Origin of the sequence: Arthrobacter pascens, assembly GCF_030815585.1 — a bacterium.
Taxonomy (GTDB): Bacteria; Actinomycetota; Actinomycetes; order Actinomycetales; family Micrococcaceae; genus Arthrobacter; species Arthrobacter pascens_A.
Genome location: NZ_JAUSWY010000001.1, coordinates 13,706 through 28,272, shown reverse-complemented (window position 1 = coordinate 28,272; position 14,567 = coordinate 13,706). Strand labels below are relative to the sequence as shown.

General features: G+C 67.4%; 11 protein-coding genes. 3 read left to right on the top strand and 8 right to left on the bottom strand.

All coding sequences use genetic code 11. The features are described 5' to 3' along the window. Positions 1-10: 10 nt before the first annotated feature. On the bottom strand, positions 11-2,650 hold the full coding sequence (locus tag QFZ30_RS00095) for a trehalase-like domain-containing protein (RefSeq protein ID WP_307072312.1): 2,640 nt from the start codon (positions 2,648-2,650) through the stop codon (positions 11-13). A gap of 232 nt (positions 2,651-2,882) precedes the next feature. Beyond that, the gene (locus QFZ30_RS00090; RefSeq protein ID WP_307072310.1) at positions 2,883-3,872 is read right to left on the bottom strand and encodes an LLM class flavin-dependent oxidoreductase; all 990 of its coding nucleotides are present in this window, start codon (positions 3,870-3,872) and stop codon (positions 2,883-2,885) included. Positions 3,873-4,159: 287 nt separating this feature from the next. Between QFZ30_RS00090 and QFZ30_RS00085 the strand changes: the two genes are divergently transcribed. Then, entirely contained in the window at positions 4,160-5,143 is a 984-nt protein-coding gene (locus tag QFZ30_RS00085) for an ABC transporter substrate-binding protein (protein ID WP_307072308.1), read from the top strand. 178 nt (positions 5,144-5,321) lie between these two features. On the opposite strand, the gene QFZ30_RS00080 is transcribed toward QFZ30_RS00085, so the two are convergent. From QFZ30_RS00080 to QFZ30_RS00055, 6 genes are read right to left on the bottom strand one after another with little or no spacing between them, the layout of a single operon-like run. After that, on the bottom strand, positions 5,322-6,746 hold the full coding sequence (locus QFZ30_RS00080) for an NtaA/DmoA family FMN-dependent monooxygenase (RefSeq protein WP_307072306.1): 1,425 nt from the start codon (positions 6,744-6,746) through the stop codon (positions 5,322-5,324). A 9-nt stretch (positions 6,747-6,755) separates the two neighbouring features. Beyond that, the gene (locus tag QFZ30_RS00075) at positions 6,756-7,940 is read right to left on the bottom strand and encodes an LLM class flavin-dependent oxidoreductase (RefSeq protein ID WP_307072304.1); all 1,185 of its coding nucleotides are present in this window, start codon (positions 7,938-7,940) and stop codon (positions 6,756-6,758) included. Then, the gene (locus tag QFZ30_RS00070) at positions 7,937-8,794 is read right to left on the bottom strand and encodes a DUF1684 domain-containing protein (RefSeq protein WP_307072303.1); all 858 of its coding nucleotides are present in this window, start codon (positions 8,792-8,794) and stop codon (positions 7,937-7,939) included. Before QFZ30_RS00070 ends, QFZ30_RS00075 begins: the two co-directional genes overlap by 4 nt. Before the next feature lie 54 nt (positions 8,795-8,848). Further along, positions 8,849-9,889 (bottom strand): ABC transporter substrate-binding protein, encoded by a 1,041-nt coding sequence (locus QFZ30_RS00065; RefSeq protein ID WP_307072301.1) that lies wholly within the window; start codon positions 9,887-9,889, stop codon positions 8,849-8,851. 11 nt (positions 9,890-9,900) lie between these two features. Then, on the bottom strand, positions 9,901-10,725 hold the full coding sequence (locus tag QFZ30_RS00060) for an amino acid ABC transporter ATP-binding protein (protein ID WP_307072299.1): 825 nt from the start codon (positions 10,723-10,725) through the stop codon (positions 9,901-9,903). Next, positions 10,722-11,759, bottom strand: a complete 1,038-nt coding sequence (locus QFZ30_RS00055; RefSeq protein WP_307072298.1) for an amino acid ABC transporter permease — start codon at positions 11,757-11,759, stop codon at positions 10,722-10,724. The genes QFZ30_RS00060 and QFZ30_RS00055 overlap by 4 nt, the downstream gene beginning before the upstream one ends. 273 nt (positions 11,760-12,032) lie before the next feature. On the opposite strand from QFZ30_RS00055, the gene QFZ30_RS00050 reads away from it, so the two are divergent. Further along, positions 12,033-14,009, top strand: a complete 1,977-nt coding sequence (locus tag QFZ30_RS00050) for an FAD/NAD(P)-binding protein (RefSeq protein ID WP_307072296.1) — start codon at positions 12,033-12,035, stop codon at positions 14,007-14,009. A gap of 3 nt (positions 14,010-14,012) precedes the next feature. Further along, positions 14,013-14,567 carry a GNAT family N-acetyltransferase gene (locus QFZ30_RS00045; protein ID WP_307072294.1) on the top strand — a complete coding sequence of 185 codons (555 nt, stop codon included), beginning with the start codon at positions 14,013-14,015 and terminating at the stop codon, positions 14,565-14,567.

Below are 14,567 nucleotides of genomic sequence, written 5' to 3'. Positions count from 1 at the left end.
CCGCAGGCACTTAGGGCTTCCTTGTCCCCGGCTGGTGGGCGTCCAGAATCCGTGCGCAGCGGATGAATCCCAGGTGGGAGTACGCCTGCGGATGGTTCCCCAAGTGCGTCTCGGTGCCGGGATCATATTCTTCGGGCAGCAGGCCGGTGGGTCCGAAGAGGTTCACCAGCTGATCGAACAGGTCCCAGGCCTCCTCGATCCTGCCCACCGCAACGTACGCCTCGATCAGCCAAGTGGTGCAGATGTGGAAGCCGCCCTCCAAGCCCGGCAGACCGTCGTCGTACCTGTACCGGAAAACGGTAGGCCCCACCCGGAGTTCGCGTTCCACCGCCGTGACGGTGTCCAGGAAGCGCTGGTCGCTGACGTCCAGGAGACCGGACAGCCCGATGTGCAGGACAGCCGCATCCAGGTCGGGGCTGTCGTAGGCGACTGTGTAGGACGAAGCCGAATCGTCCCAGCCTTCGCGCAGGACCTGGTCCCGGATGGTGCGGGCGGTAGGTTCCCAGGAGGGTTCCGGCTCCCTGCCGTGCCGGGCGGCGGTGCGCAGCGCCCGGTCCAGCGTCACCCAGCACATCACCTTGGTGTAAACGTGGTGGCGGGGTGCCCGCCGGGCCTCCCAGATGCCATGGTCTGCCTCGTGCCATCGGGCCAGTACGGCCGAAGCCATCTGCACCATCAGCTCCCAGTGGGCATCGGCGAGCCCGTCCTCGCGTTCGCTGACGGCGTGGATCAGTTCGGCAATCGGGCCGAACACATCCAGCTGGACCTGGTGGTCCGCGGCATTCCCGATCCGGACGGGTCGGGAGCCCGCATAGCCCGGCAGGCTGTCGATGACGGCCTCGGTGGACAGCGGCGCCCCCGTGACGGAATACAGCGGATGCAGCCATTCCGGGCCGGGCGCGTGCTCCAGGATCCGGCCCAGCCAGCTGAGGAATCCGGCCGCCTCCTCCGTGGATCCAAGATCCACCAACGCGTTCACGGTCATGGAACCGTCCCGCAGCCAGCAATACCGGTAGTCCCAGTTCCGGGTTCCGCCGATCCCTTCCGGCAGGGACGTAGTGGGAGCGGCAAGCACGGCACCCGTTGGTTCATGGACCAGGGCGCGGAGCACCAGCGCGGAGCGACGCACCAGGGACGGTTTCACCCCGGGCAGCTCCAGTTCCTGCACCCAGCGGCGGGAATGATGGGCCACTCCGGCGCGCCGTTCGGTTTCGCCGCCGGGGTCGGCGGTCTGCGGCTCTGTATCACCGCAGCGCATGTTGAGTACCACGGGTCCGTCCTGCAGATTGACGACGGCGGTGGCCGTGGCATGGCGGCCGTCCGAGGCGATCGCGAAGCGGACGCCGGGAGCCAGGAGAATGATGGGATCGGACGTACCCACCACGTGCAGTTCGTCACCGCGCGCCTCCATGCTGAACGGGGCGTTGGCGTAGTCCGGCCTGGGCGCAAAGATGACCCTGGCGGCTCCGCTGCCGGAGAGCACCCGGACCAGGCTGGTGATGCCGTCCGGTGCCGGTTCCAGGTAGTCCGTCACGGTCACGTCCGCCCACCTGGTTTCCACAATCATGGTGCTGTCCACGTAGCGCTGGCCCAGCACCTGGGAAGCCTTGACCGGTTCCACGGAGAAGTGCCCCGCCGCGTCCCCGCCCAGGATATGGGCGAACAGGGACCCCGAGTCCGGCAGCGGATGGCTCATCCAGCAAATCTTGGCATCGGGCGTGACCAGGGCTGTGGAGGACCCGTTGCCGATCATCGAGTGCCGCTCAAGGCCCACCGCATCCTCGCCGAAGAGCCACGCTCGGCGCAGTTCGAAGAGGATGGCGAGGACCCGGGCGAAGGATTCCGGGTCCCGCAGCCGGTGCGAGGCGGCTGTTTCGCCCGGACCCACGCGCAGGCCCATGTCCGGGCCGCGGAGGGTTCCGATTGCCAGCTCATCGCTGTATGCATCCCCGGCGTAGATCGCCGCGCTGGCCCCGAGCCGTGACCGGAGGTTCTCAAGGGCCTCGGCCTTGGACGGTTCCACCACGGACAGGTCCAGGACGGAACCGTCCACGATGAAGAACAGCCCGTGAGCGCGGGCGATCTCGCGCGCGGTTTCGGTCACGGCCTCCACCACGTCGGGCGTGGCCGGCCGGGTGTGTACGGAGACGGCCACGGGCTTGCGTTCAATCCAGATGCCCTTCTGGAAGCCCACAGCCTCGGAAAGGGCTGTGGCCACTTTCTGGAGGGCGGCTTCGGTGGCCAGGGACTGCACGTGGGCAAAGCCCATGTCCGACTCCGCGCCGTGCGATCCGATCAGGTGCACTTCCGCCGGCAGGCGTGACACCGCTGCAAGGTCACGCAGCGAGCGCCCGGAAATTACGGCGGCATGAGTGTTGGGAAGGGCAGCCAGGGCGCGCAGCGCGATCGCTGCGCTGCCAAGGGGCAGAGTCTCGGTGGAAATGCCTTCGGCGTCGCACAGCGTCCCGCCGTAGTTGCACGCCACCAGGAGGCCGGGCACCCGGGCCAGGACCTTCAGCTCCGTGAGGAGCGTGGGCGTGAGCCCGTCGTCGGCGGCATCTGACTGGACGAACGCCCGGAGAAGGCCCAGCGGGAGCGATCTGGTGAGCAGCGCGGAATCCGCCACACTCTGGTTCAACGGCGTTGGCATCCATGCACCCCTATAAAGGCAGAACCCGTCCCGGGACAGCAGCCGCTGGATTTCCAGGCGGACGACCGGGTGGTGCCCCTCTCCTGAAATCCATGACGGAACTCCGGAGGGGGCACTGTCCATTTTCCGGGCAGGCAGTTTCACCCGAATGTCACCGTTATTGCGGCCGTGTTAAGTCCGACGGCGGGACGGCACGCGACGTCGGGAAGGGGCCCGGCGTCGGCCTGCTTTGCTAGACCCGGGCGAGCCCCGCGGCCTGCGCGAGCAGCTCCACGGACCGCAGCCTGGCCTCGGTTCCGGTGCTCTGGTGCGCGACGATGAGCTCGTCGGCGTCGGAGTGTTTGCCGAACTCGTCCAGGTAATCCATCACCACATCAGGCGTGCCGACGGCGGAGTACGTCATCATCTGGGACACGTGCTGCCCCTGCGGAGAGTCCAGGACCATGTCCGCCTCGTCGTCGGTGAACTCCCTCCCGCCGCCGAAGAACAGTGAGACGCGGGCACGCTTGGTGGCCTGGAAGGTTTCCTGCGCTTCGGACGCGGAATCAGCCGCAATCACGTTGACGCCTGCGATCACGTGCGGGGCGTCCAGTTGCGCCGACGGTTTAAATTCGCGGCGGTAGAGGGCCACTGCGTCCTGCAGGGCGTTGGGGGCGAAGTGCGAGGCGAAGGCGTATGGCAGGCCCAGCTGGGCGGCCAGGCGGGCGCCGAACAGGGAGGAACCCAGGATGTAGAGCGGCACGTCGGTGCCCTTGCCCGGGGTGGCCTCAACGCCCTGGATCCGGGTGGGTCCGGTGAGGTAGCCCTGCAGTTCCAGGACGTCCTGCGGGAAACTGTCCGCGGACGCCGGGTCCCGGCGGAGGGCCCGCATGGTGTTCTGGTCGCTGCCGGGGGCGCGGCCCAGGCCGAGGTCGATCCGTCCGGGGTGGAGGGTTTCCAGGGTGCCGAACTGCTCGGCGATGGTCAGCGGTGAGTGATTGGGCAGCATCACTCCGCCCGCTCCGAGCCGGATGCTCTTCGTGTGGGCCGCTACGTGGGCGATCAGCACGCTCGTGGCGGACGATGCGATGGAGGACATGTTGTGGTGCTCGGCATACCAGATCCGGCGGTAGCCCAGCTCCTCCGCGCGCTGCGCCATGGCCACGCTGCCCGCGAAACTCTCCGCCGCCGTCTGGCCTTTGCCGATAGTTGCCAGATCAAGAATGGAGAGGGGAAGAGTCACGTCAGTGCCGGCCTTTCAATGCGTTGCGTCGTGGTGGGCCGGCCGGGTGGCGGCGGGCACACTGTGGACAACGACGGCGGCGCTGGGGTTATTTCTGCGGGCTACGGTGGGGTGCCCCACATCACGCGGGCAGCCCCAATATGACCGCCGCAGTCGCCCCGTTAACGGCGGTTACTCCCCGTATCGTCCCGTTTCGGCAGCCTTTGAACCCTTGATTGCCCTGCCGGATAGTTGCTGCCACGAAGACAAATTCCGTTCCGCACAACAGAGAAATCCAAGGGGAAATAATGGCAGCATTCAGGACAAAGCCGGCCGTCAGTGCAGCAATCGCGGTGACCGCCGTTCTGGCTCTGGCAGCATGCTCGGATCCGGGCGCAACGGCGGCCGGGGCGCCGTCGTCGGAATCCGCCGCGGGCTCTGGAGTCAAGCAGTTCAACCTGTCCCCGGAGCAGGACCGCGTCGAGGTGGCCGAAGACTCCGCGGCCGCCGCACTGGTTCCGGACGCCATCAAGGCCGACGGCAAGCTCACCGTCGTGACAACCGGCGCCACGCCTCCGCTGAGCCTGTTCGCCACGGACAACAAGACGCTCATCGGCAATGAGGTGGACCTCGCCTACGCGGTGGGCGGGACGCTGGGGCTACAGGTCGAAGTGCTTCCCGTGGCCTGGGCCGACTGGCCCCTAGGGGTCGAGTCCGGCAAGTACGAGGCCGTCCTGTCCAACGTCACCGTCACGGAGGCGCGCAAGGAGAAGTTCGACTTCGCCACGTACCGCACCGACCTGCTGGGCTTCTACGCCAAGAACGACTCATCCGTCGGCGAAATCAAGGAAGCCAAGGACGTCGCCGGCAAGCGCATCATTGTCGGTTCCGGCACCAACCAGGAAGCGATCCTGGTGCGGTGGGACGAGGAGAACAAACAGAACGGCCTGAAGCCGGTTGAGTTCCAGTATTACGACGACGACTCTGCCTCCCAGCTTGCCCTCCAGTCCGGCCGCGCGGACCTGACGTTTGGCCCGAACGCCTCGGCCGCGTACAAGGCTGCCCAGGACGGCAAGACCAAGCAGGTGGGCACGCTCAATGGCGGCTGGCCCTTGAAGGCCGATATCGCCTTCACCACCCAGAAGGGCAACGGTCTGGCTGCAGCGGCCCAGGCTGCCCTCAACCACCTCATCAAGGACGGCACCTACGGCAAGATCCTTGACCGCTGGGGCCTGTCCTCGGAGGCCGTCACCACCTCCGAGCTGAACCCGGCTGGCCTGCCCAAGAAGTAGGTCCGCCCACGAAGAATCCCCGCCCACGACAGCGCGAACTGGCAGCTGATGACCCCAAATCCATGATTTGACGTCATTAGCTGCCAGTTCGCGTAAGGGTTAGAGCAGCTGCTCCCAGACCGTCAGCTGCAGGCGGACCAGTCCCCCGCCGTCGGCCTCTGCCGTTGGGTCTTGCTGGTCATGCATGCCGGCCGCCCACCGCGACGCCGTTGTCAGCAACGCCGGCGGCCGGACGCAGGGGAGTGGCCAGGCCCAGATTCTCCCGCAACGTTGTCCCCGCGTACTCCGTGGGGTAGATGCCACGCTCCTGAAGCTCAGGGACCAGATGGTTCACGATGTCGTCCAGGCCGGTGGGGATCAGCCACGGCGAGATGTTGAAGCCGTCCACGGCGCCTGTACGGGCATACTCCACCAGCCGGTCTGCCACCTCGGTGTACGAACCGTTGAACGTGGCGTCCCCGCGGCTGGTCTTCGAGGAGACGAACTGACGGATACTGAGCCCCTTTTCATTGGCTTCGGCCCGCCACTGGTCCGCGAGCTGCCGCGCCTTGGCGCCATGGAAGCCGCTCCCCCGGGTCTCGGACGTCTCCTCCACCACAGGATCGATTTCCGGCAGCGGACCGTCCGGATCGTAGTCCTGCAGCTCGCGTCCCCAGAACTGCTCCAGGTAGGCGATGGCCTGCTGCGGGCCGATCTGCAGGCTCCGCACCCAGGCCTTCTTCTCGCGGGCTTCCTGCGGGGTGGCGGCCAGGATGAACTCGCTGGCAGGCATGATCTTCACGTCGTTGGCGCCGCGGCCAGCCTTCAGCGAGCGGGCGACGATGTCGCGGCGGAACTCGAGGGCGTCGTCGAACTTCGGATGTGCGGAGAAGATCACGTCCGCCTGGCGGGCGGCGAAGTCCCGTCCATCCGGTGAATCGCCGGCCTGGAACAGCACCGGCCGGTACTGGGCGCTGCGGGGCAGCCTGGGCAGGTAGTCGACGGAGTAGTGCTGGCCTTCGTGCCGCGCCCGGCGGATTGAGGCGGGTTTCGCCCACGCTTCCTCCGACGGAGAAGCGGCAATGACGCCGTCGTCCCAGGCGTCCCAGATACGCTTAGCCGTCTCCACGAAAGCCTCGGCATGGATGTACCGGTCGGCATGGTCAAGGTAGCCGCCGCGCCGGAAGTTGGCGCCGGTCCACGCATTGTCGGTGGTCACCACGTTCCAGGCGGCGCGGCCGCCGGAGAGCAGGTCCAGGGTGGATAGCCGGTGGGCCAGATCCGCGGGATCGTTGTAGGTGGTGTTCTGGGTGGCCACCAGGCCGATGTGCGACGTGACGGAGGCGAGAGCCGCCAGCATGGTCTGGGCATCGGGGCGGCCTGCCACATCCAGGGCGTGCGGCCGGCCAAGATGCTCGCGGAGCCGGAGCCCCTCGCCCAGGAAGAAAGCGGCGAACAGCCCGCGCTCCGCCGTCTGGGCGATGCGGCGGAACGATTCGAAGTCGGTCTGGGAGCCTGATTCCGGGGCCTTCCATACGGTCCCCGAGTTGACGCCCTGGAAAAACACGCCCAGCTGCAGCTGGCCTGACGGCCTGAAACCGCCGTCGATGTTTGCTTCAGTCATGTTCGCTCCTCAGTTTCCAGCGCGTGAAGCCGGGAAATGGACGACGGCGGTGCCCGCCGCGGCGTACCGGCTCACCGGCCGCGGCAGGCCCAGCAGTTCGCGAAAGGTGGCGTCGGGGGTCGCCGGCGCCAACAGCCTGCGGCGGCGCAACTCCGGCAGGACCAGCTGCGCCAACTCCTCCAGGTCTGCGTCCACTACGGCAGGATGCAGCCGGACGCCTGCCGCCTCGGTCAAGAGTCCGGCAAGCAGTTCCGTCAGTTCCGCCGCAGTTCCCACAAACCGTGCTCTTGGGCTTTCCCAGAATGCGCGCGCGTCCAGTTCAGCCAGCCGGGACGCCGCAGACTGGCCGCGTGCGTCCAGGACAATGTCCAGTTCGGCAATGAGTGCGGGCTGGGTGCCCGGCGGGTTGGCCCGCGCCAGGCTGGCGGCGGTGTCCCGGAGTTCCGCAGCCAGCAGATCGGGCGTGGGCGCCGAGACCAGGACCGCGTCCGCAGCACCCCCGGCGAGCGCCTCAGGGGGCAGCAGGCCGGCGGGCACCAGCACGGGCAGCGGCCCCTGGAGCGGCCGCGGGATGATGGACGGGCCCTTCACGGAGTAGTCCGGCCCTTCAAAATCGGCGTAGTGGAGGCGGTCCACATCGAGGTAGCGTCCGGTCGCCACGTCCTTGATGACAGCGTCGTCCTCCCAGGTGTCCCAAAGCCGTCGTCCCACCTCGATCGAGGCGGCTGCCTCGCGGGTGCGCCTCGCGGAGCCCGCGGGTTCGCGGCCGACGGCGGCAGCCTCGGCACCGGACCCACTCGCCCGGACCAGCCAGCCGGCGCGGCCACGGGACACATAGTCCAGGCTGGCCAGCTGTGTGGAGACGTGGAAGGGCTCGGTGTAAACCGTGTCCACTTCGGGAACCAGTGCGATGGAGCGGGTCAGTGGAGCCACGAAGGCTGCCCGTTGAAGGGCATTCAGCCGAGCGGCGCCGTTCTCAGGCACCGCCCCGTTCTCAGGCACCGCCCCGTCGCCGAACGTGGCCGCATGGAATCCGGCCGACTCGGCCGCCAGGACGGTGTCCCGCAACCTGGCTGGCCCGAGCACTGCGACCGGGGCCGTCCTGGACTTCCGCCACGCGGCCGGGTGGCCGCCGTCGCCGTCGAGCTCAATCAGCAGCAGTCCGCGCCCCGGGCGCTGTTCCGTGCCGCTCATTTCGCGTCCCGCCTTTCTGCGGTGCTTTCCCGCTCGAACGGGATCTGCTCGCCGGCTTCAATGGCCACCGGCAGCCGGTTCTCGGCGGGCGGCAGCGGGCACGTGGCCAGATCGGTGTACGCGCACGGCAGGTTCACCGCGCGGTTGAAGTCCAGGACCACGGCTCCATCCGGGCCCGGTGCCGCAACCGCCAGGGAGCGGTTGGCAGCGTAGGTGGTCTTCCCCGACGTGGCGTCCGTGAAGAGGACGGAAAGGGTGCCCGTGGCGTGCCCGTTGAAGGCGGTGAGCGTCAGGTCTTGGCCAGCCAGCCGGAAGCGGATCTCTCCGGGGGCCTCGTAGACATGCTGGATGCCTTCGACGGCGGCCCCCACCGTGATGGCGCGCGATTCCGTGAACGGCACGAACGTACCGGCCACCTTGAACTGGGGATCCGGCTCGTAGGCCGGGGTGCCGCTGTAACCCGCGAGCAGCGGGTTGCCCGGGTGCCGCGGCCGGACGACGTACTCGCCGCCGCGTTTGGCGAGTTCGACGACGGTGTCCCCCGACCTCAAGTTAATTCCTTCCCGTTCTGCGATGGGACCGAAGGAAACGGTGGCACCGGCACCGTCCGGGTTCAGCTCCCTGCCGTCCCGGAACAGGCTTTCGCCTGCCGCCAGAACCAGGGTGACGGCGTCGTTCTTAACACTCCAGGTGCCCGGTGCGCCGGCCAGGGCGGCAGGCTCGGAATCCAACCAGTGCAGGTGGGTGACCGCCAGGAAACCGTGCGGGTCCGCGCGGTGCCGTTCATGGGCGGCGTGCCACTCCGTCCAGGCTGCGGTGAAGGGGGCTGTTTCAGTTTCAGTGTGCGTGGGCATGGTTGCTCCTGTTGACGTTGGGGTCGGCAGATTCGGCAGGGGCGGCGGTCACGTCTAGCGCGAGCCGAACGTTGCCTCGGTGATGGTCTTCGATTCGGGAAGCGCCTCTCCGGACAGGCCCCACCGTTCCAGTACCTCGGCGTAGGAGCCATCCTTAATGGCCGAGTTCAGCGCCTCCGTGATCACGGGCGCCAGGCCGTTGCCTTTGAGGGTGGTGGCGGCCACCAGCGTTTCCGAGGGCCAGCCGGCATTGACCTTGCCCACCACTTTCAGGTCATCACGGGTGTTTTCGCGGTACACGGTGGACGGGTACGGGGCGATGTTGAGGTCCGTCCGGCCGGAGGAGAGCGCCAGGATAGTGTCCGCGTCGGAGGAGTAGTACTGCAGGACGGCCGGCGGCTTGCCCTTGCCTTCGAGCTCCTTGTTCCACGCCAGCAGGATCTTCTCCTGGTTGGTCCCGGAGCCAACGGAGACCCTCAGGCCGGAGATGTCGTCCGCGCCCTTGATGTCATAGCTGGCGGACTTCTTGGCCTCGAAGCCCATGTACGCTGCACGATAGCTCGCGAAATCGAAGAGTTTCACCCGGTCCTTGTTGACGCCCACGTTGGAAAACACGGCCTCGAAGTCGCCGGACTGGGTCTTCAGCGGCCAGTTCTCCCAGGAAGTCACCTGGATGTCCAGTTCCAGGCCCAGCTTGTCTGCCACCAGCTGGGCGATGTCCAGCTCGGACCCGATGGGGGTCTTGTCGTCGGTGGCGTGGAAGGACAGCGGGATGGACCCTGCGGTAGTGGCCACTGTCAACTTGCCGTCCCTGCCGATCAGCTCCGGTACCTTGGCCGCGAGCGCTGCGTCCTTCTGCGCCCGGACCCGCTGCTGGTCCGGCGAGGTGTTGTAGGCCACGCCGTTGCGTGCCGCCGTCGTCTCCGGCTGCTCCCCGTTGGCTGCCGCGCCGGGATCGGAGCAGGCGGTCAGTGCGGCCGTTCCAAGCAGGACGACGGCGGGCAGCGCCGCGAACGAGCGTCGGGTTCCTGTTAGGGGGCGGACGCTGGCTCCGGAACCGGCTCGGGTGCTTGCGCGGGTGCTGAAAAATGCCATGGGAAGTTCCTTCAGATATTGAATGCGGGTTCGGTCACCTTGGAGAAGAAACTCCGCGTGCGAGGTTCCTGCGGGCTGGTGAAAATCTGCTGCGGGCTGCCCTGTTCCACGATCTGGCCCTGGTCCATGAACACCACGGTGTCCGCCACGTCCCGGGCGAAGCCCATTTCGTGGGTGACGATGACCAGCGTGGTGCCGGACTTCGCGAGTTCCCTGATGACGTCCAGCACCTCGTTGACCAGTTCGGGGTCAAGGGCCGACGTGGGCTCGTCGAACAGCAGGATCTTGGGATCCAGCGCCAGGGCCCTGGCAATGGCAACCCGCTGCTGCTGGCCCCCGGACAGCTGGCGGGGGTAGGCATCCGCACGGTCCTTGAGGCCAACGCGGTCCAGCAGTTCCAGGCCACGCCGCCTTGCCTCCGCCTTTGAGCGCCCCTGCGCCACCACGGGCGCCTCGGCCACGTTCTCCAGGGCTGTGAAGTGCGGAAACAGGTTGAAGTTCTGGAAGACCATGCCGATTTCGGTGCGCTGCTTCAGGATGTCCTTTTCGCGCAGCTCATGCAGCCGCTGGCCCCTGACCTGATAGCCCACCAGTGTCCCGTCGATTGAGATGTGACCGCCGTCCACCTTTTCCAAGTGGTTGATGGTCCGCAGCAGGGTGGATTTTCCTGAGCCGGACGGTCCCACGATCACAGCCACACCGCCGGGTTCGACGGTGAGGGTGATCCCCTTGAGGACTTCGGTGGCGCCGAACGACTTCCGGACCTTGGTGATCTCCACCAGTCCGCGGGTGGCCTGCGTTTCAGCGGCGTGGGGCACGGCGGTGGCGATGCTCATCGGGGGCTCCTTGCTTGCCCGGATACAGGCGAGTGGGTGGCGAAGAATTTCCGGGCCTTCTGCAGGGGCGTCAGCGGCAGGGTCCGCACGGCGCCCTTGGAGTAGTGCCGTTCGATGTAGTACTGGAAGACGCTCAGCACTGAGGTGATTACGACGTACCAGAGCGTAGCCACCAGGAGCAGCGGCAGCACCTGCTGGGTGCGGTTGTAGATCACCTGCACCGTGTAGAACAGCTCCGAATAGGCCAGGACGTAGACGATGGACGTGCCCTTGACCAGGCCGATGATCTCGTTGAACGCCGTGGGCAGGATGGCCCGCATGGCCTGCGGCAGGATGATCCGGGTGGAACGGCGCCAGGCGGGGATGCCCAACGCGGCTGCGGCCTCCAGCTGGCCCTGGTCCACGGACAAGATGCCGCCGCGGATGATCTCGGCTGAATAGGCCGCCTGGTTCAGGGTCAGGCCCAGCACTGCTGCCGCAAACTGGCTGATCAGTGTGGTGGTCTGAACCTCGAAGAAGCGGACATCGGTGAAGGGGATGCCTAAGCTGATCTTCTCGTACAGGTAACCCAGGTTGTACCAAAGGAGCATCTGGACCAGGAGCGGGGTGGACCGGAAGATCCAGGAGAAGGTCCAGGACACCGAGACCAGCAGCGGCGAGGCGGACAGCCGCATCAGCGCCAGGATGAACCCCAGGACAAATCCCAGCAGCCCGGAGATGGCGGTCAGTTTCAGCGTCTCCAGCAGCCCGTTGATGACGGACTGGGCGGTGAACCACTGCGCCACCACTCCCCACTCCCACCGCGGGTTGGCGGCCAGGGACCACGCCACCGCAGCGACGCCCAGGGCCACCGCTGCCGTTCCTGCCCAGCGCCACGGATGCTTCGCGGCCACCAGGCGGTAGCCGGAATAGTCGACTGCCGGGTTTCGGGGACCGCGTGTGGCCTGTGATGTTCCTGCTCCGGCGGACACCGGTCCGGGAGCTGACTGAGCTGACTCGGTTGACCGGGCCACCCTGGTTGTTGTTGAACTCATGCGCCACCTCGCTTCTTTCACTGGGATCCTCACTGCGCAGGAACTGGCCACCCCACGTTGTTGACTGGCTGCAAATCTAGGGCGGCCCGGAAAGGGGCAGCAAGGCGGCAGGTTGCATAACTTCACCTGGCTTCGCACCGCGTCATGAGTCCGTTTTTTGCGTCGGTTAACGCGCTGTGACGCGGAGTTAACGGGCGTTACCGGGCCACTCGACCGGCGTGGAACGCGCTGCCTAGCATGGGCACTCCAACACCGTCCCCACCAGGAGTCCCCATGCCAGCGAACGCGCCGTCCGTTGTCTTCATCGGCGGCGGCCCAAGAGCGGCCGGGGTGCTGGAGCGGATCGTGGCCAACCGTGCTGCGCTGTTTTCCGGCCGGCTGGACATCCATGTGGTGGAACCCTACGAACCCGGCTCCGGCCGGATCTGGCGCTACGACCAGCATCCCGGCCTGATGATGAACTCGGCCGCGGCGGACGTCACCATGTTCACAGACTCCTCCGTGGCCTGCGAAGGCCCCGCCGTAGAAGGGCCCGGGCTGGCCGAATGGGCAGCCGGCGTACTGGACGGCTCCATCACGGACGTTCCGGACTTCCCGCCGGCTATCCGGGAGCAGCTGCGCTCCCTGACCGGCGCGACGTTCCCCACCCGCCAGCTGAACAGCCAGTACCTTGAGTGGTTTTTCCGCCGCACGGTCTCTGCACTCGGCGGGAAGGTGACAGTCCACCGCACCACCGCCGTAGCGATCGAACCTGCCGGCGGGTCTTCCCGCGGTGACTCTTCCTGCGGTGACCACTCCTCCACAGGCGCCGACGCCGACGCTCACCATGTGCGGCTGGCCAACGGCGGCACGCTGCGTGCCGACGTCGTGGTCACCGCACTCGGTCACACGGACTCGCAGCCGGACGCCGCCTCCGCGGCGTGGGCGGGCTTTGCCGCCCGGCACGGCGCTTTCCATGCGGCGCCCAGCTACACCACCGACGTCGACTATTCAGCAGTCGCCGCGGGTCAGGACGTGATCGTCTCCGGGATGGGGCTGGCATTTGTGGACCTGATGGTCCTGCTGATGGAAGGGCGCGGCGGGCGGTTCGAGGAAACGCCCGACGGCGGCCTGCGGTACCGCGCGTCCGGCCGGGAACCGCACCTTTGGGCCGGATCGCGGCGGGGCGTGCCCTACCACTCCAAGATTTCCGCCGTGCTACACGGTGAGGCCCACGGCGAGCCGCGCTTCGTCATGGCTGCGGCGGTGGGTGCGCTGCTGGAGCGGCACGGCGAGCTGGACTTCCGCGAGCAACTCTGGCCGCTGATCGCCAAGGAAGCCGGCTTCGGCTACTACCGCGAGCTGTTCACGGGCAGCCCCGGGCGGGTCAGCACCAGTTGGGCGGAGTTCTCCACCCGGTTCGCTGAACTGGACTGGTACAGCGCCGCCCGCGAGGAACTGGTGGCTGCCTCCGTCCCGGACTGCCGCCTCCACCTTGACCTCGAGCGGCTGGACCATCCGTTCGCAGGACGGCGGTTCGCCGGCCATGCTGAGGTCCAGGCGGCCGTGGCCGGCTACATCGAGCGCGATCTAGGCCTCCGTGACGGCCCCGACCATCCCGAAACGCTGGCCCTGTTCCTGTCACTGCTCAAGGTCTACATGGCGCTGGGCCGGCTGGTACCGGCCGAGAGGCTCAACGCCCGTTCGCAGCAGGCCGTGCACGGCTGGTGGCACGGGTTCTTCAGCTTCGTGGATTCCGGTCCGCCGCCGCGGCGCCTGCGTGAAATGCTGGCCCTGCACCGGGCAGGTCTGCTGCACTTCCTGGGACCCGGGCTCACAGTGGCTGCGGACGAATCCACCGGAGACTTCGTGGCCGGCTCTCCGCAGTCCGGTGCGGCCGTCCGGGCGAAGGCCTTCATCGAAGCCCGTCTCCCGGCGGCCTCAGCAGCACGGTCCCTGAACCCGCTGCTGCAGTCGGTGCACCGCGGCGGCCTCGGAAGCGAGGAGCAACTCCTCACGGCGGACGGCATCCACTCCACCGGCAAGCTGCTGGTATCTCGCGAGCAGCAACTCGTGGACGCCAAGGGCCAGGCACAGGACAGGATTTTCGGCGTCGGCCCGGGAACCTCCGGCTGGGGTGCCGGCGCGTTCGCCAGGCCAGGGACAAACGCCGCCCCGTTCCGCGAGAACGATGCCCTGGCCAGGAGCATCCTGGCCGTAGCGGCCAGGATGGCCCCGGCCGCCGTACCAGCCGCCGTCGGGAAGGCCTGAATCATGAACATGGAAACCGCGCCTCTTGCCCGGCCCTCGAAGAGGGCTCCCCTCGATCCGGCGGCACTGACCATCCTCAGCCTCGGAATGCACGATCCCCGGGTGCGGCCGCTCCTGGACGAACTGGCCGTGGAATACGATTCGCGCTACGGCGACCGGTTTGGCCGCGGTGCCGCCGCCGATGAGCTCAACCGGTACCCCGCAGCCGAGTTCCAGGAACCGGGCGGTGCACTGCTGGTAGTCCAGGAAAACGGCGGATCCGTTGCCGGCGGAGCCTTCCGGCAGTATGACTCCCGGACCGCCGAGTTCAAGCGCATCTGGACACATTCCGCGCACCGCCGCCGTGGGCTGGCGCGGCTGGTGCTGGCGGAACTGGAAGCGCTGGCCGGCGTGCGCGGATACCGCCGCGTGTACCTCACCACGGGTCCCCGCCAGCCCGAGGCCAAGCACCTGTACCTCAAAACCGGGTATGAGCCGCAGTTCGATCTGCAGCAGGATCCGGAGACCATTGGGCCGCTTGCTTTCACGAAGAATCTCCCGGGGCCACCGCTAAGCTAA